This is a genomic window from Rhizobium sp. M1 (genome assembly GCF_002531805.1).
Lineage (GTDB): Bacteria > Pseudomonadota > Alphaproteobacteria > Rhizobiales > Rhizobiaceae > Rhizobium > Rhizobium etli_C.
In genome coordinates this window covers 43,715-61,332 of the sequence record NZ_NWSW01000013.1, presented here as the reverse complement: position 1 = coordinate 61,332, position 17,618 = coordinate 43,715, and the positions used below count along the sequence as shown (strand labels likewise).

Genomic DNA, 17,618 nt, shown 5'->3' with positions numbered 1-17,618 from the left:
ACAATACGCGGGCTGGCGTGCCCAAGCCCGTGAAAAAAGCGTGACACAACTCCCGGTGACGATTGCTGCATTCGATTCACAATGCGGGCCGTGTAGGAAATGCGGTCTCGTGCAGTTTCCAGGACAAATCGGCATTCACGCGGATATCTGCGGCTGCCTGCACGGCTTTCAATAACTCCAGCGCATCGATGCGTTTTTGATCGACGGAATGCGCGACAAGGGCCGAAAATAGTTTCGGACGGTCCCGCGCGGCTATGCCCGCGCATTGCTCGATGATCGCCCGCCACGTCCGCCTCTTGAAAAAGATCGCGCTGGCGGCATTTTCAAGCTCCCGGCGCACGCCTCCTGGAAGCAATTCATTCCGTTCCATGGCATCGAGCGTGGCGCTGACATTGACCAGCGGCACCGTCAACGGTTTGCTGCCGAGCGCGCTCGGCGCGTGCACGAGCGCGACGGCGGCATCATCGACCAGCCGGCCCGACCGGTAGTCTTCGAAAATGCGGCCGATCCCGATCATGCCGAACGGATGGCATTCTGCAGCCCGCAGCGCGCCCATGCTTGCCGCCCCCAGCACCGTCACGCCAAGCGAGAGAGCGCGGAGAATTTCCTTATGCCAGACCGGCGCGGCATATTCGAAGCCACCGTCGATCAGGCCGATGACATTGGCACCCTGTTCCGCCACAGCCAGAACATCCCCCTGCGTCGCAGGCGGCAGGACACGTATCGCCTCGCCGGCAAGCGCGGCTGCGTCGGGAAGACTGGGACCTGCGAAAATGATCTTCAAAAGCCGATCGCCCTCGCCAGCGCCCGTGTTCCCAACCGCCGGGCACGCTCCCCTTCCGGATTTTCGAGCGCGGGAATAACGACCTTGACGACACTGAAGGGAAGCGTGTCCTCGCTGAGGCGCACGGCGATGACCGAGCCGATCCCTTTTGTCCGCAAAGCCTCCAGAACATGCTGCAGCATCTGCGTGAGATTCCGTGGCCGATGTTGCGGCGCTGGGCCCGGCGATCCGGGAACCGCGTCGAAGGCTCGCCGCATCAGCGGCGGCAAGGATCTTGTAAACGTGGCCGGAGAAATGTCGTCCCTGGCTCCGCTGATATAGGTGAGCCGCGATTGCACGGCTTCCGTTACCGCCCGAATGGCCGCGCGCACGGGAGACGGATGGGCCCCCGTGCCGCCTGTCACCTCGACAAGGCGGATGTCCCTGCCGCCGTGGCGATGCCGCGGGTCCGGAACGCAGTCCCCGGGGCCCAGCATGGCGGTGAAGCAGGGAATGGCGAGGTCGCTGGTGATATCGAAGAGCCTAAGCGTCAATCCCGACGCTTCGATCTTGTCGATCAACCGGCCCAAGGCGCCATCCTGGAAACCGCGGGGATCGACGCAGCCGGCATAACGATCCGCTTCCGCGCTGACTTGCCACAGCACATGCGCGTCCCGCTCGATCCGCTCGAGCACACCGTGAAAAATCGCCTCCTCGAGGTTGTTTCCCGAGGCCAGGCCGTCTGATGACATCCAGTATCGGGCATCGCGCGTACGGTCGAGCACCACCGCTTCAACGGGGATATAAATCTTCCTGCCGGTGAGAATATCGATGCCGGCCACCCCATCCGTCTCCTCGTCCGGCCCGAGGTCGGGTTTATGGATGGCGATCAGGCAGTCCAGCGTGTCGATCTTGTGCCCCATCGCCCGCAGGCCGGACGCGCTGCTGCGGAGCCGATCGACGAACGGTTCGCCGGCAACGGCCCGTTCCAGGGCTTCCATGACCGCGGACACTTTGGCATCGACATCGGTCAGGCCTTTCCCCTGAGCAATCACGATTGATCGCGAATTCGGGGTATATGCACACCAGACGGGGACCCCGATGTCGTCGAGCCCGGTATGTCGCGCCACCCTGGTAACCCCGAATCTGGCCAACAAGGGCTCGACGCGGGAAAGGGTTTCCCGCGGCGAAATGATCCTATCGGAATATATGGACTGGTCCGTCAGAATGCCGGCTCAGCCGTCGACGTGACCGGAAAGAGCGACCTGCGCCGACGAAACGGCGACAGCCAAATCGACGCCCTTCACGAATGTACCACCGGCTTTGCGAAGGCTGCTCGCAGTCGCCAAATCCCCCGTCGGATTGAGCGGCGTAACCGTGCCCGCGTTGAGATCGGCGAGCCAAAGACCAGCCTCGCCCGGTATTCCTATAATGACAACTTTCGCCATGTAAATGCCCCTAAGTTATTGTTAAAAACCGGCCTTCAACAGGCCCTCCCGATACAGCTCTTTTTGCCAATGCTCCTTGAACGGAACGATGGCGAGCCACTTCTCGACGTCGAAAACCGGGTTGATGCTTTCAGCACGCTGACGATGGAAGAGCGCCCGTTTTCGATCGCCGATCATTGCGCAACTGGCCGCGGCGATGCGATGGGCCGGCGCTTTGTCTTTCATCGCCTCGACATAGGCGATGGCCTCCTCATACTGTTCCAGAAAGAAGCTCGCTCCCGCGGCACACCAGAGATAGGCGTCAGGCGCGATCGGATTGAGCGAAATCGCTTTTCTGATCTTGGCGAGCGCATCGCTGGGGCGGGATGCATGCACGAGCGTGTCGGCATGGCTGTAGATGACGTCGGCAAAATGCGGGCTGAGCTCCTCCGCCAGATGAAGTGAGGCGACACTGGCATCGACATCGCCGAGATAGAGTTTGGTGACGCCAAGCTCGCGATGGCCCGCCGCCGACGCCGGATCCCGCTCGATCGCCCGAAGCGCATTCTGCTCTGCCAGATGCAGCAGCTCGTTGTTTCCCTGCGCCGTCACGAGCCATTCACTGGTGAAGGTTCTCGCCAGTCCGGTAAATGAGGCGGAGAAATCCGCCTTATGCGACAGCGACTGCTTGAACGCCTTCCGTGCCCGGCGGATATGCGGCAAGGTCAGCTTGCTCATCAAGCTCGAGCCGACGAGGTAAGCGTGATAGGCCCCAGGATTGGCTTCGAAACGTAACCGCTCCTCCTCGTTTTCAGCCAGCTCGCGGGCCACCGACTCGGTCAACTGCTGGGCGATCACCCGCCTGTGGCGCGGCAATGTAGCGCGCGTCATCGCAAAGCGGTTGGCCCAGATGATCTCATCCGTAGGAAAGTAGATCAGCTGCGCGAACAACCCCTCTTCCGAGAGTCGAGTGTCCAGAAGATAGGCGATCGAGTGCCGTGCGACTACCGCCGCCTTCTCGGAGTCGCGGCGGATCTGGCCGGCCGTATGCGGCGCGACGATGGAAATGTTTCGAAGTGCGCACAGTTCTATGGTGACGTCTTCGATCAGGGCGGTGGCAAGGGCAAGTCCGGCATCGGCATGCTTGGCTGTCGGGGGAAGCAACACCAGACGAGGCAGGATCAGCGGAGCCGCCGATATGCTTTCGATGTCGGCCGGCTGGCTGCCAGGCTCGGAGCGCTTCACCTCCACCCTTGGATGGCCGTCGCCATTTGCCAATCTCTCGGAAAACGACGAGCCGCGGGATATCTGGTGCAGCAGCGCCCTCACCTGCTCGTCATTCGGATCCCGCTCGAGGATTTGCAGGGCGGCGCTCGAAATGATGCGCGCCGCGCCGGGCTTCTGCACCTCGGGCAGCGCCTCCAGCAATGCCTGACGCAATTGCAGCGCCTGGGCGTCCCGCTGCGCCCTGATCCACGCATCTATCGGCTTTGTCGCCGGCTTGATATTTCCGATGAAACCGCGCTGGGCCAATTCCGCGATCGCCTGCAGCCGATCCAGCGGCGCACCGCCGGCCCGAAAGACATCCAGATCGCTGGAAACCGCCTGCATGTTGAGCCGAACCGTCGTGGCCGTGAAATCGAAGGCTATCTCGGCGCGCCCGCTGTCCATCTCGCGGATGCGGGACAGCATTTTGCGCAGGTTGAGCCGCGCCAATTCCGGCTCGACGTCGCTCCATAGAAACTGTGCCAGTTCATAGCGGCTGAGCTCAGGGCTCGCCCCGGCATAGATATGGGCCATCATCAACAGACCTTTGATCGGATAGCGAACCAGCTCGCCATTCGTCTCGGTCAACCGCAGATCGCCAAATGTCTGCAGATGAAGCACGATCCATCCTCAGTTGTGCACGACCGGGTCCTGCAGCTCGCTGTCGATGTCGGGCAAGCCCGAAACCGCCAGGCTTCTGGCCAGCGCCACCAGTTTTTGCCTGATATTCGGATCCTCAATGGCGATAAACGCCTTGTTGAGCGCCAGTCCTTCCTTCGACGACAGGAATTTGTTCAACTCGCTCGTCTCACCTTCGATCGGTCCGGAACCGCCGTTCTCGAAGAAAAAGCCGACGGGCACGCGAAGAATCTCGGAAATGCGCTGAAGACGGCTGGCGCCGATGCGATTCGTCCCTTTTTCGTATTTCTGAATCTGTTGAAAGGTAATGCCCAGAAGTTCAGCCAAACCATGCTGGGTCATCCCGAGCGTCTTTCGCCGAACTCTCACGCGGTTGCCAACATAGACGTCGATGGAATTCGGCGATTTGGCCTTCATGTGAATAAGTCTCCCGCTTTATCAGCACGCCCGCTGTATAATGGAGAATTTGAGCAAAAATGCAACTAAAAGTAAATATTTTGTAAGGATTTTTTTCAGCGCCGCGCACAGTGGAAACAACCTGTGGATTACCGCAGGCGCGTACCATGACACATATATATAAGGAGTTCCTTATCAAGAAAGTCAGAGCGGGGACGGATTGTCGAAATCGGCCCCGCAGCCCCTGTCTCCCTAAAGAGGCTTTTCAGCCACGGCGATCATCGACTTGGCAAGAGCAGGTATCCTTCCGACATATTCGAAACGAATACTGCGGAAACCGGCATCGAGCAGCAGCGTGCTCAGGGTGTTTCTCGACCAGAACTTGATATGTCCATGATCCCTCAGCGGCATGAAGTGATCATCCATCTTCCCAAGCGCCGCCAGGGCGACATTCTTCAGATAGCCGTGATAGGGCGTCGATACCACGGCGATGCCGCCAGGCTTGACCAGATCATACATCGTCGAGGTGAATGCCTTGGGATCATAGACATGCTCGACCACCTCCAGGCTGATCACAGCGTCGAAGGTGCCGTATTCCCCGGAAAGCTCGTCATAGGCCGAACCGACACTCAGCGGCAGCCCGGGGTAATTGACATTGGCCTTGGCGATGCCATCGCTTGAAGGATCGACGCCGACGACGCGATATCCCTTTTTCGCAAGAGCTGCGGCCGCCCCGCCCGTGCCGCAGCCCAGATCGAAGACATCGGCCTTCGCCGTACCGGCAAAATGGCCCTCCAGCACTCCAAGTACAGCTGGCAGGATGTAGGAATGCGCGGTTGTCGGTTTGGCGTGGATATAGGTGGTCGCGTCCAGTTCGACGGACATATCCCTCTCCTTCTGCAAGTGCGCGGCAGACCCTATAGAAGAATACGTCGAAAATTGGGTAAAACCCGGCAAAACAGGATGTAGACCAAGAATATAACCTGTAGTTTTGTAATAAGAAATTTAACCTTTGCGCGAAGATAAGACAAAGATGGCAGCATCAACAGATGACTGTACGCACTGAAATTGAATCGGATCCGGCGATTCTAAAATGCCGCCAACAACAGCAAGAAGAACCCGCAGAGGCTGAGGAGCAAACCAGACTGCGGCGACCCGCTTGCCAGTCACGGCCATGGATCATCCGCGATCTTCGCCGTTGCCGCAGGGTCGGCGCATAGGAGAGTATCAAGTCCAGGGAGCTCAAAACGCTTCTGCCAAAATAGGAAGCGCGCGCTTCCTGCCGATGACACGCCCAACGGGTCAGAATGCCGAACGCAAGCCAAAGATATTTAACGGATGGATGTATACTGCTGGATCAAGACTACCCGATCGAAACCCTTCTCGCGTATCGGAGAAGATGAGCTTGCCCGAGAATTCGTCGCCCGCATATGTGAAACGGCCAGTGGGAAAACCGCGGATTCCCGTGGTCTTCTGGTTGCTGCTGACGGTTTCCCTCTCGCTCATCATGGGAACTGTGCTTCTTTCCAACGACATGAAGCACTTGAGAACGATCGATCGCTATTTCGGCTTCGGTCTCTTTTCATATGAGGTCAAGCCGCCGCCGCCAAAGGCGCTTCCCCGCCCGGCGCCCCCGGTCTCCGTCACGCTGCCCTTGCATGCCACCGAACCGCCTGTGGCGCAGACCGCATCAACCTTTCTCCGGACGTGGCGCGTTTCAGGAGCCGCAATGTGCGCGGCCCTGCGCAACGCCGGCATTGAAACCAGCGAATGGGCGGCAGCGAGCTTCAACGCCAATACCTTCGAATGCTTTTTCGAACACAGCGGCAAACGTGAAAAGGATCAGCTTCCCAGTTCCATCTTCGTCATTGTTCGCGGCGACGCTGCCGGCACGATCAACAACATGCGCGTGAAGATCGTCAATCCCGAGACTGACCAATATGGCCAGCTCGACCCGAACATCCTGCGGATTTTCGAGGTCATGCTGAGCCAACCGCAATGGCTGGACTTTCATGAGGCGTTGAACGCAATCAAGAATCTGCGGGACATCAAGGAAGACGGCTTCGGCGCCAGCATCACCTTCAGCCGCGAGGTGCTTAATCCGGATCGTTACAATTTTACGCTCTCGCTGGATGCGGCCTCGGGACCCCAGAAGAGAACGAGAAACTACTTTTCCGACAGAACCTGGCTTCCATCGCCGGAGCCGATGATCGGGACCGACCCCGCGCAACCGGCGCCGGCATCAAGGCAATAAAATCGGGAATGAGCAGCCGCGGACGCGGCACGCCATGAACCGGCCTATCAGGCCATGCGGCTTGCATCGTCGTGATGCCGGGCCAGAATTTTGTATAGCTCTTTCAAACTGTCCCCGCTCGGTCGTTCGCTGCCGTCACCGCCGGCCAGGCGCCACACACGCTCGACATGCAGATCCTGCGTGACCTGGGCAAGGTCGTTGTTCAGCAGGCGAATGGCATCCGCCGATCGACCCAGCCGCCGGGACATCCCCACGAGCGCTGCCAGGAGGATGACGAACACGCCGAAGACCCCGGAAACGACGGCTGCGAACCACAGGTCATCGAGAACAGCGAGAGCGTTTCGAAGGGTCGCCATAAAAAAAACGGCATTTTGAAATGCCATATGGAAAACGCTCATCACGTAGCTGAACCAATCTTCCATCACGAGCGTCCTCCGGGAAGATCTATATCTTGGCACAGGCTGAAAAGTCTAGCGGATACTCACAGTATTCGCTCCTGGGAAAGTATATTTGAGGTTGCATTACTCCACCAAAGCAAACGCAACTCGGGACGGAACCGCCGCAAGCCGACCCGGCAGCCGCAAGTTCGGTCGCGGACATGAGAAAAGCCCACAGCGAGGGATCGAATGAACAGAAGAGGGTTCCTCGCTTCGCTTCCGCTCGCGCTGTCTTGTGTCCAGGCGGGCGCGGTCCTGGCCAGGGTGCCGGCGGAAGCCGGGCTGCGTGCGCTTGCCGACAGCAAATCGTTCCGGTTCGGATCGGCAATCGACCTGAAAAATATCGGCGATCCGGGCGCCCGCGAACTCTATGTCGAGAACGTCAATTCGATAACGCCGCGCAACGAATTGAAGTGGAAAGCGACGGAAAAGAGCCCCGGCATCTTCTCCTTCGCGGGCGCCGACAAGATGGTTGCATTCGCGCAAAAAAACAACATGAGGGTTTATGGGCATACGCTGATTTGGTATCGCGTCCCGGACTGGGTATCTGAGATCACCGACGCGCAAGCGCTTCGGACGGTCATGAACCGTCATATAAAACAGGTTGTCGCTCGCTATAAGGGGTCGATCGATGCCTGGGATGTGGTGAACGAGCCGTTGGAATATGATGCGCCCGACCTGCGGAATTGTGTTTTCCGACGCCTTCTCGGCGACGATTATATTCGCATGAGCTTCGATATGGCGCATGAGGCCGATCCGGGTGCGACGCTGGTTCTCAACGAAACGCATCTTGAGAAAAAATCCGCCATCTTCGAACAGAAGCGCGTGCACATTCTCAAAATCGTCGAGGATCTCGTCGCCAGGAAGACGCCGATCAACGCGGTGGGGCTGCAGGCGCATATCCGCCCGGGCCTCGACCGGATAGATCCGGAGGGAATGGGGCGATTCTGCGCGGCTCTGAAGGAGATGGGTATTGGTGTCTATATCACCGAACTCGATGCGTCCTGCCACTTCCTGAAGCACGACCAAGGCTTCACGCAGGCCGCGTACGCCGATATTTTCCGCGACGTGATCACCGTGGCGGCCGAACGCGGCGACTTGCAAGGCGTCACCGTATGGGGCATGTCGGAAAAATACGGCGAGCCCGATGAAACGGGGACCGATGCCGATGGAGCCTGCACGAAGCGCATTAATCTTTACGATGAAAACAACGCGCCGCGCAGTTCAGCTGATGGCATCAGGCAGGCAATAGAGGCGATGTGATGCACAAGACAACGGAGACATCGACAGATTCATGAAAAAGGCAGTTATTTATGTGGAAAAATTTCTGCCTGCCAGCCAGGCATTTGTTCTCAATCAGGCGGTAGCGTTTCGTTCGTTCGAGGCTGAAATTCTTGCCGGCACGCGAATTTCCTCGGCCCACACCAAAAAATCCACTGTTCCGGTTCACGACATCCGCCGGTCGCCGATCGCGCGGGCCGGTGAACTTCTGTTGAAAATTCCGCAGATCGGCCTGCCTTTCCTCTTTCCCGCGATCGGCCAGGCCGACCTCGTTCACGCGCATTTCGGCAAGAACGGCTATGTCATCGGGCCCTTAGCGCGGGCCGCCGGCAAGCCGCTCGTGACGACGTTTCACGGATTCGACGCCACCTATCGCGGCGATCCGAAAAAACCGGGCGGCTTCAATCAGGTGCGCTTCTTCGCCAAGGGCCGCAGCGAAATGGCCGGCTGGAACAGCTGGAACATCGCCGTTTCCGATTTCATTCGCGACCGGCTGCTGGCGCTCGGCTTCCGTGCCGACCGCGTCTATCGCCACCACATCGGCATCGATCTCGATCTCTTCAAAATGGAGCCCCGCCCCCGAAAAAAGGGACTGGTGGTTTCCATCGCCCGTTTCGTCGACTATAAGGGCCACCGCTTCATGATCGACGCGCTGTCGCGCGTGGCGGCGACCGGCACACCGGTCGAATTCGTCATGGTGGGTCAGGGACCGCTGAAAGAGGAAATCGAGGCGCTGGCGCGTCGTTCCTTGCCAAGCGTCACGATCCATGAAAATCTGTCGCAGACTGAGATAAGGGATCTGCTGGCCAGTGCAGAGCTTTATCTCCACGGCAGCGTGACCCTCGACAATGGTCACGCAGAAGCGTTCGGCCTCGCCAATCTCGAGGCCGAGGCCGTCGGCACTCCGGTCGTCGCATTCCGCTCGGGAGGCGTAGGCGAAGCGATCGAGGAGGGGAAAACTGGCTATCTCGTGGAGGAGCGGGATGTCGCGGGAATGGCGGAAGCGGTCGGAAGGCTGCTCAACGATCAGGCCCTGTGGACAGCCTTCAGCGCGCGGGCACCGCTTCTGGTGGCCGAGCGCTTCGACATACGTCGCCAAACGGGGATGCTCGAGGACTATTACAGTTCCGTGCTAGACGAATTTTCCAGCCGGGGTCGGACTTGATGGTGCAGACAGGAAAGAAGCCGAAGTGGGGACTGAACGTATTTCGGCCGCTGCGGAACGGAATCGTCAGGGCCAAGTGGCTCTATTATACGAAATTCTGGGGAATGGACATCGATCCGACGGCAAGCTTTTCGCTCAGCGTGCGGTTCGATAAGACCAACCCGAAAGGATTGCATATCGGCGCGGAAACCTATGTCGCCTTCGAAGCCGCGATCCTGACCCACGATCTGACGCGGGGTCTCTATCTGCACACGAGGATCGGCAAACGCTGCTTCATCGGCGCCCGCAGCATCATCCTGCCCGGCGTCGAGATCGGCGATGAATGCGTCATCGGCTCCGGCTCGGTGGTGACCAAGAGCGTGCCGCCGCGCTCGCTCGTCGCCGGCAACCCGGCCAAGATAATCCGCAGCGACATCAAAATCATTTCGCGTTACGGACGCATGGAGCGCGAAGACGAGACGGTTTCGCAGATCGTCACGCACTTGCCGACTGGAGAAGCACGATGAAGATGTTTGCCTACCGCGGGAAACACGAGAATTTTGGCGACGAACTGAACCATTGGCTCTGGGAGCGTCTGCTGCCCGGATTCTTCGACGACGACGAAGGCCAGCTCTTTCTCGGGATCGGTTCGATCCTCTACGACAATTTCGATCCGAACATGCAGAAGATCGTCTTCGGTTCGGGCTATGGCGGCTATACCAACCCGCCGAAAGTCGACGGCAACTGGACGTTCTATTTCGTGCGCGGAAAGAAGACCGCCGAGGTCCTCGGCATCGATCCGAGCTATGCCATGGGCGATTCAGGCATTCTGACGCGCAGCTGCTGGGATGCGAAAAGCATCGAGAAGCGCTATCCGGTCTCCTTCATGCCGCATTACGAAAGCGCTATGTATGGCAGCTGGGACAAGGTCTGCGATCTTGCGGGCATCCATTATATCGATCCGCGCTGGTCTGTGGAAAAGGTTCTGACCGAAATCAGTGCCTCGCATAAAGTCGTCTCCGAGGCGATGCATGGCTGCATCATATCCGATGCGTTGCGCGTTCCCTGGCGGGCGATCCGGCCGATCGCACCGGGCAATCGCGCCAAATGGTATGACTGGGCGAGTGCGCTCGACCTGGAGATCGACTTCGATCCGATCGGCCCGTCGAACCTCGTCGAAGCAGGCGCGTCGCTGGTCCGGAAGAACACATCTCTGTTGAAGAACATCACGTTCCGTCATCGCCGCATCCGGCAGCTGACCGGCAACTATGTCTTCGGCTCGACCGTCAAGACGCTGCAGCGGGTAGCAGAAAAGCCGGGGCAGCTCAGCTCCGATGAGGCGATCGTAAGAGCGCACGAGAAAATGCTGGTCGAGCTGGACCGGCTGAAGCACGATTTTTCGAAGAAAACGGCAAGCGCCCTGTGATGTCGCAAACCCGGTTCCTGACGAGGCAAGAAGGCATGATGCTTTCCGACACCATCAACACCCTCTGCTCCCGCAAGGGAGAGCAGCACTCCGGATGGGCGTGCAGTCCGCTTAGATGGTCAATATCCCAGACCTCAGGAGCCGTTCGCCCATGAGCAGCGTTACCGACCGATTGATTCAAGGCAGCATGTGGCTCAGTCTGTCCCGCGCCATCGTCAACGGGCTTTCGGCACTCAGCACCTTCGTGCTCGCCTGGTATCTCGTGCCGGCAGATTTTGGTCTCGTCGCCATCGCCACGACGATCCAGGTCATCTTGAGTTCGGTCACCGAACTCTCGCTCAACCAGGCGCTTATCCGCCACGAGTCACCGAGCGAAACGCACTTCAGCGCGGTCTGGACGTTGAGCGTGACGAGAAGCGCGATTCTCGCGCTGTTGTTTGCCGCCTCGTCCTACCCGATCGCCGAGTTTTATAACGAACCGCGCCTGACGAGCGTCATGCTTGCCCTGAGCTTCAGCCTGCTCTTGAGCGGTCTTGCTAATCCGCGCCGCGTCATGCTCCAGCGCGATCTGATCTTCTGGCAGGAATTCGTCCTCAACGTCTCGCAAAAGCTGGTCGGCTTCGTCGTGACGGTGGCGATTGCCGCCATCTATCAGAGCTATTGGGCTCTCGTGATCGGCACCCTCGCCTATCAGGTGACCAACATCATCGTATCCTATACGGTCCTGCCCTTCTGGCCGCGCATAACCTTCCGGCATGCACGGGAATTGTTCTCCTTCTCGGTGTGGCTGACGGCCGGACAGATCGTCAACACGCTGAACTGGCGGATCGAATATCTGCTGATCGGCAAGATGCTCGGCGCCACACAGCTCGGCCATTACACGGTCGGCAACACGCTTTCGACGCTGCCGACGCGCGAGGCGACGGCGCCGCTGAACCAGACGATCTATCCGGGCTTTTCCAAGGTCCGCAACGATCCGGTCCGGCTTGTCGCGGCCTATCAGCGTGCGCAGGCGCTGTTGGCGGCCGTGGCGCTTCCAGCCGGTATCGGCATGGCTGTCGTCGCCGATCCGATGATGCGGCTTGCCCTCGGAGAGAAGTGGGTGCCCGCGATCTTCATCGTTCAGGCGCTCGCATCCGTCTTCGCCTTGCAGACCCTCGGTTCGCTCGTCCAGCCGCTCGGAATGGCCAAGGGCCATACCAAGATGCTGTTCATCCGCGACACGCAGATGCTGGTGGTTCGCGTTCCCATCATCATCGCCGGTCTCATGATTGGCGGACTTACAGGCGTGGTTTATGCGCGCGTGCTGACGGGCCTGATTTCCACCGTGGTCAACATGCTTCTCGTCAAGCGCCTGATCAACCTGCCGTTCTTCCAGCAACTGGGGGCTAATTTCCGCGCGCTTGCCAGCGTCGCCTTGATGGCCGCGGGCGTCTGGGGATTGTCGCATATATTCAGCATGCCCACCGAGAAGCTGCACTTGGCCCTATATCTCGCCATCCTCGTCATCACGGGCGGCATCATCTATATCGGTTCCAGCTTTGTCCTTTGGCTCGCGATGAAGAAGCCAAATGGCCCGGAAACCGAAGTTCAGCGTATCGTCGTCAAGTTCCTGTCAAAAGCCAAACGTATTGCCGTTCCCAAGTCGGCTTAAAGCTAAAACGAACCTTAACAAGTGAGGCAGAATGACCAGCCTATCCAGATCTGAGCTGATCGCAAAACTCAATGGCATGATCCATGATTGCCTGAAGGACTATGTCTCGCGCGACGAGCCGCTCGCGATTCTCGACTTCCCCGACATCCGCAATTGTGGCGACTCGGCGATCTGGCTGGGTGAGATGGCCTATCTCAAAAATCGCTTCGGCAAGCGCCCGGACTATGTTTCCAGGCTGTACGACTTCTCCGCCGACGAACTGAAAAGGCGCGTGCCCACGGGCCCGATCTTCATACACGGCGGCGGCAATTTCGGCGATATCTGGGTTGCCCATCAGGATTTCCGTGAAGCGATTATGGAGCGCTTCCCCGATCGGCAGATCGTCCAGTTCCCGCAGTCGATCCACTACAGCTCGCCTGAGCGTATCGAACAGTCCAAACGGGCAATCGGGCGCCACAAGAATTTCGTACTGCTCGTGCGCGACGAAGAATCGAAGGAATTTTCCGAGAAACATTTCGACTGCACGGTGCGGCTATGCCCCGATATGGCTTTCGCCATCGGCGCGCTTCCGGAAAGGGCGACGCAAATTCCCGTCCTCGCCATGCTGAGGGAAGATGCGGAACGGGTTGGCGGCACCGATCGCAAGATACCTTCCGATATTCCTGTGGAAGACTGGATCACGGAGTCCAAGCGGAAGGTGAATATCTCCAAGAAGCTTGGCGTAGCTTCCGCCTATCTCGCATTGAAGCCCAGCGAAGTTGCATTGCGCAGGCTGGACGCGGCTGCCCACAACCGATTCGAACGCGGCATCAGTCAGATTTCGCGTGCCCGCGCAATCGTCACCGACCGTCTGCACGTCCATATCTGCTCGCTGCTGCTCGGCCGCCCGCATGCGGTGCTGGACAATAGTTATGGAAAGATTCGCCGCTTTATGAATGCTTTCTCCGGCGGAACGGATCTTTCATACAAGGCAACCTCGCTCGAAGACGGGATCGAGTGGGCGCGTCAACAGGCGGCCAAGGGGCGTGTCGACGAAAAAGAAGCTGTGAGCTTGCGGGCTTAAGGGGGTTATTCGATGCCACTCGTTACCTTCATCATCCCGGTCCGACATCAGGACAATTCCCGCGATTGGAGCAAGCTGAAGGCCAATCTCAGCCAGACCGTGGCCTCCATCTCCAACCAGACCAATGGAGACTGGCGCGGCATCATCGTCGCAAACGAGGGGGCCGACCTGCCTGATCTGCCGGAGAAATTCTCCGCCGTCCGCGTGACGTTTCCGCCGAACGACATGCACGAACTCGGAAAGGGCAGCAAGGAGGACTTCCTCGATGCCTTCCGTGCCGACAAGGGTCGGCGCGTGCTGAGCGGTATGCTGAATGCCGCAGACAGCCGCTTTTTCATGATTGTCGATGACGACGATTTCGTCAGTTCCCGGATCGTTCAATACGTATCGGAAAACCGGAACGCCAACGGATGGACAATCGACAACGGCTACATCTGGGATGACGGCGGCAATTTTCTGCTCGGCCATGACGATTTCAGCCATCTCTGCGGCACCTCCCTGATCATTCGCGCCGATCTCTATGAACTGCCGCAGCGGTTTGAAGACGCGTCGCTCGACTGGATCAAGGCGATGCTGGGCAGCCATGTCCGCATTGCGGATATTCTTGCCCAACGCGGCGCGCCGCTGACCAAGCTTCCTTTCCGGGGCGCGGTCTACCGTGTCGCCCATGGCGGATCGCATAGCCGGGCGCCGAGCCTGATGCGGCAATATTTCCTCAATCGCGGCGTACTCCTTAAGCCGCGCCGGTTGTTGCGCAATTTTCGCAAGCTGAGGGTTCTCGGCAACGGTTATCGACGCGAATTCTTCGGCCGGACGCGGTCGAATCCCGCATAGAGACCGATCCGTCCAATATCGCATAGGCAGCCAAAACATGATGCTTTTCTCTTTCGACTTCACCAAAAGGGTTGGCAAATGATGTCGGATCTCTTCGTCAGCGTGCTCTTTTCATCCTACAATGGCGCCAGCCGCCGTCTGCGCCACACTTTGGATTCCTTGGTGTGCCAAGAGCTGCCCCGTGATCGGTGGGAATTGATTGCCGTCGACAACAACAGCAATGACGGCACGTTTGATCTTTTGAAATCCTATAGCGACAAGCTTCCCATCACCATCCTGCAGCAGCGCAAGCCGGGAAAGTCGGGCGCGCTGAACTTGGCTTTGGATCGGGTGAAGGGAGATCTCGTCGTCTTTACGGATGACGATGTTCGCGCCGAACCCAACTGGCTGAAAGCGATCGTCGATTGCGCCGCTGCCCATCCGGGTTATGGCGTCTTCGGCGGCAGAATCGTCCCCGATTGGGAAAAGGAGCCAAAAGACCCTTTTATCGAGTGGATTCCCATGGGTTCCACCTTTGCGATCGTCGATGAAACGCAAAGCGGGCCGTGCGACCCGACAAAAGTCTGGGGCCCGAATACGATCATTCGGCGAGAACTGCTTGGAACAAGCGTGCGCTATCGCGAAGATATCGGTCCTCTTCCCGGAAAAATATTCGCCATGGGTGAAGATGCGGAAATCATCATTCGCCTGGCGGCAAATGGCGCCAAATCCTATCGATGCGCCGAGGCCGTGGTTCACCATTGGATTCCAGCATCGAGCGTCACGGAGGATTGGGTCCAGAAGAGAGGCGAGCGGCTTGGCTACGGCATGCCGGCGCTCTTTCCCGATGAGGTTCCTGGAGGGGTAAGGTTAAGCGGAGTTCCGCTTCCGACCTGGATCGAAAGCGCGCAATGGGCCTTCCGGGCCGCGATGCTTTATCTCCTGCCGCAATCGAAGAAACGTTTCTGGGCAATCTGGAAATATTACTACATGCGTGGCTATCGCGCCGGAATTCGTCGATATGCGCCTCAGACGCTGGCAAGATGATCGATTAGCCTACTGCATAATTCCTTAAATCGGAACCGATTGGGAATAAAACTGTGCAGCAACTCAAAGTGTTACGGCACCTTTTGCGCATCTGAAAAGACGCGCGGCGCTGTAGGAGACGGTAGTTTGAAACTCTCGGTGCTCATCAACAATTTCAATTATGGTCAGTTCCTGTGCGCATGCATCGACAGCGTTCTGTCGCAGGCCTATCCCGATTTCGAGGTAATTGTGGTCGACGATGGTTCCACCGATGATTCCAGAGAGATTCTCAGCTCCTATGGCGAGCGAATCCTGACCGTCTTGAAGGAAAACGGCGGCCAGGCTTCGAGCTTCAACGCGGGTTTTGCGGCCGCAAGTGGTGATATCCTCTTTCTCCTCGATGCCGATGATGCGTTTCTGCCCGGCAAACTTTCGCGCATCGCCGAGATCTATGACCGCAACGAGATCGATTGGTGCTTCGACCGCGTGACGACCACTGAAGGCGATCCGCCTCCCGCCCAACTGCGAGTGACGCTGTTCGACAAGCGAGAAACGTTGCGCAAAGGCGGCTTTCCATCGCTTCCCGTCCCGACATCAGGCTTGAGCTTCCGCCGCAACCTGTTGTCCCAGATCCTGCCAATGTCTGTCGCGAAAGATGTCGTCCTCAGCGACAATTATATCAAGTTTGCCGCCGCCTATCTCGGCCGCGGCGCCATCGTCGAAACACCGCTGACCTTTCAGCGCATCCATGCGTCGAACCGCTATACGGGAACGAGCAGGGCAAAAACACTGCGCCCGCGGATCATGATCGCGACCGGATTGGAACTGGCGCGCCGCTATGACGGGCTGCATGCGCTCGGCAAGAGCCTCGTAGCCGGTGGCATTGCCGAAGCGACATCGCTCTTGAAACTGAGGAGCGAAGCTCGCAACATCCTGGCCGGCGGTCCGTTCGGCGATGATGCCGCAACCGAAGTGGCTTTGATGGCAGCGCGCAAGCGTTTGGGAAATATGCTGCGCAGAGGACAGTCATGAACCAGCAAAACATTTCTCAGCATTCATCTGCCGGCGCCGATCAACCGAACGCGTCGCCGTTGCGCATTGCCGTCGGCGTACTGACCTATCGGCGTCTGGACGGGATTGCCAAACTGCTCGACGTGATGACACGCCAGACAAAGCATCCGGCTCGCCCCTATCATCTCACCATGGTGATCGTCGACAATGATGCCGCCGGCAGTGCAAGAACAATGGTCGAGGGCTTCGGCGGGACAGACGCCTACGATCTGATTTATGTCGTCGAACCGAACCAGGGCATACCCTTCGCGCGCAACCGTGCCTTGGATTCAGCCCCTGCCGGCACCGAGCTCTTCTGCTTTCTCGACGATGACGAATGGCCGATCGATGGTTGGCTGGACGCGATGCTGGAGACACGGGAGAGAAACGGCGCTGATTGTGTCTACGGTCCCGTCCAGCCGGTCTATCCCGACAGTCCGCCGGAATATTTCATCAAAGCTAGGGTTTTCGAGCGCAAGAAGAACAAGGATGGCCAGCGTATTTCTTATGCGGCCTCGAACAATGTCATGTTCGATTATCAACTCATCCGCTCATGGAACCTGCGCTTCGAAGAGAAGATGCGCTTCACCGGCGGCACGGACTATCTCTTCTTCAATCAGGCTATTCGCCGCGGCATGAAGGTTTTCTGGGCTGACAAGGCACTCGTCTATGATATCGTTCCGGCCAGCCGCATGACCTGGAAGTGGGTGCTGCAGCGGCAATACCGGCTCGGCAATACCTTCGCTGTCAGCGAAGTCCTGCATGGCAACCTCAAGCGCCGGCTCTATCGCGCGGCCTATGGTGCGACGAGAGTGATACTCGGACTGGCCATGCTGCCGGCAATCCTGGTTTCACCCTATTGGGGCATGCGCGCGCTCACCCATGTTCTGCGCGGCGCCGGCATGGTCAACGGGATCCTAGGACATGCATACCAGGAATACAGGCCCGATGCCGCCCTCTGATACTGCTTGCGGGAGTG

Annotated in this window: 18 protein-coding genes; 11 read left to right on the top strand and 7 right to left on the bottom strand. The window is 58.6% G+C overall.

The window, feature by feature from the left end:
• Window positions 1–76 precede the first annotated feature (76 nt).
• The 6 genes from CO655_RS14160 to CO655_RS14135 all read right to left on the bottom strand — a co-directional run bounded on the left by CO655_RS14160 (window position 77) and on the right by CO655_RS14135 (window position 5,376).
• Window positions 77–784 (bottom strand): TfuA-like protein, encoded by a 708-nt coding sequence (locus tag CO655_RS14160; RefSeq protein ID WP_097665136.1) that lies wholly within the window; start codon window positions 782–784, stop codon window positions 77–79.
• Window positions 781–1,956, bottom strand: coding sequence for a YcaO-like family protein (locus tag CO655_RS14155; protein ID WP_097665135.1), 1,176 nt, complete (start codon window positions 1,954–1,956; stop codon window positions 781–783). The genes CO655_RS14160 and CO655_RS14155 overlap by 4 nt, the downstream gene beginning before the upstream one ends.
• A gap of 42 nt (window positions 1,957–1,998) precedes the next feature.
• Complete coding sequence (locus CO655_RS14150) at window positions 1,999–2,211, bottom strand: hypothetical protein (RefSeq protein WP_010030628.1); 213 nt, start codon at window positions 2,209–2,211, stop codon at window positions 1,999–2,001.
• Between the two features lie 21 nt (window positions 2,212–2,232).
• The gene (locus CO655_RS14145) at window positions 2,233–4,077 is read right to left on the bottom strand and encodes a peptide antibiotic resistance protein (protein WP_097665134.1); all 1,845 of its coding nucleotides are present in this window, start codon (window positions 4,075–4,077) and stop codon (window positions 2,233–2,235) included.
• 9 nt (window positions 4,078–4,086) lie between these two features.
• Window positions 4,087–4,512, bottom strand: a complete 426-nt coding sequence (locus CO655_RS14140) for a helix-turn-helix transcriptional regulator (RefSeq protein ID WP_010029858.1) — start codon at window positions 4,510–4,512, stop codon at window positions 4,087–4,089.
• A 231-nt stretch (window positions 4,513–4,743) separates the two neighbouring features.
• Window positions 4,744–5,376: a class I SAM-dependent methyltransferase gene (locus CO655_RS14135; RefSeq protein WP_097604253.1), complete on the bottom strand. Its 633-nt coding sequence runs from the start codon at window positions 5,374–5,376 to the stop codon at window positions 4,744–4,746.
• Window positions 5,377–5,896: 520 nt separating this feature from the next.
• On the opposite strand from CO655_RS14135, the gene CO655_RS14130 reads away from it, so the two are divergent.
• Window positions 5,897–6,745: a DUF6030 family protein gene (locus CO655_RS14130; RefSeq protein WP_097605051.1), complete on the top strand. Its 849-nt coding sequence runs from the start codon at window positions 5,897–5,899 to the stop codon at window positions 6,743–6,745.
• A 47-nt stretch (window positions 6,746–6,792) separates the two neighbouring features.
• Here CO655_RS14130 and CO655_RS14125 read toward each other — a convergent pair whose 3' ends face one another.
• Window positions 6,793–7,167 carry a hypothetical protein gene (locus tag CO655_RS14125; protein WP_010033696.1) on the bottom strand — a complete coding sequence of 125 codons (375 nt, stop codon included), beginning with the start codon at window positions 7,165–7,167 and terminating at the stop codon, window positions 6,793–6,795.
• 204 nt (window positions 7,168–7,371) lie between these two features.
• Here CO655_RS14125 and CO655_RS14120 point away from each other — a divergent pair, with 204 nt between their 5' ends.
• The 10 genes from CO655_RS14120 (at window position 7,372) to CO655_RS14075 (ending at window position 17,601) form a co-directional block, all read left to right on the top strand.
• The gene (locus tag CO655_RS14120) at window positions 7,372–8,445 is read left to right on the top strand and encodes an endo-1,4-beta-xylanase (RefSeq protein ID WP_097604252.1); all 1,074 of its coding nucleotides are present in this window, start codon (window positions 7,372–7,374) and stop codon (window positions 8,443–8,445) included.
• A 31-nt stretch (window positions 8,446–8,476) separates the two neighbouring features.
• On the top strand, window positions 8,477–9,628 hold the full coding sequence (locus CO655_RS14115) for a glycosyltransferase (protein ID WP_010033694.1): 1,152 nt from the start codon (window positions 8,477–8,479) through the stop codon (window positions 9,626–9,628).
• Window positions 9,628–10,134, top strand: a complete 507-nt coding sequence (locus tag CO655_RS14110; RefSeq protein ID WP_097604250.1) for an acyltransferase — start codon at window positions 9,628–9,630, stop codon at window positions 10,132–10,134. Before CO655_RS14115 ends, CO655_RS14110 begins: the two co-directional genes overlap by 1 nt.
• Window positions 10,131–11,033 carry an exopolysaccharide glucosyl ketal-pyruvate-transferase gene (gene pssM / locus CO655_RS14105; protein WP_097604249.1) on the top strand — a complete coding sequence of 301 codons (903 nt, stop codon included), beginning with the start codon at window positions 10,131–10,133 and terminating at the stop codon, window positions 11,031–11,033. The genes CO655_RS14110 and pssM overlap by 4 nt, the downstream gene beginning before the upstream one ends.
• Before the next feature lie 151 nt (window positions 11,034–11,184).
• Window positions 11,185–12,687, top strand: a complete 1,503-nt coding sequence (locus CO655_RS14100) for a lipopolysaccharide biosynthesis protein (protein ID WP_097604248.1) — start codon at window positions 11,185–11,187, stop codon at window positions 12,685–12,687.
• A gap of 31 nt (window positions 12,688–12,718) precedes the next feature.
• Window positions 12,719–13,750 (top strand): polysaccharide pyruvyl transferase family protein, encoded by a 1,032-nt coding sequence (locus CO655_RS14095; protein WP_097604247.1) that lies wholly within the window; start codon window positions 12,719–12,721, stop codon window positions 13,748–13,750.
• A gap of 12 nt (window positions 13,751–13,762) precedes the next feature.
• A complete protein-coding gene (locus CO655_RS14090; RefSeq protein ID WP_097604246.1) occupies window positions 13,763–14,584 on the top strand; it encodes a galactosyl transferase in 822 nt (273 codons plus the stop codon).
• Between the two features lie 81 nt (window positions 14,585–14,665).
• Entirely contained in the window at window positions 14,666–15,610 is a 945-nt protein-coding gene (locus CO655_RS14085; protein WP_097604245.1) for a glycosyltransferase family A protein, read from the top strand.
• A gap of 126 nt (window positions 15,611–15,736) precedes the next feature.
• Window positions 15,737–16,621 (top strand): glycosyltransferase family 2 protein, encoded by an 885-nt coding sequence (locus CO655_RS14080; protein WP_097604244.1) that lies wholly within the window; start codon window positions 15,737–15,739, stop codon window positions 16,619–16,621.
• A complete protein-coding gene (locus CO655_RS14075) occupies window positions 16,618–17,601 on the top strand; it encodes a glycosyltransferase (protein ID WP_097604243.1) in 984 nt (327 codons plus the stop codon). Before CO655_RS14080 ends, CO655_RS14075 begins: the two co-directional genes overlap by 4 nt.
• The last annotated feature ends 17 nt before the right edge of the window (window positions 17,602–17,618 follow it).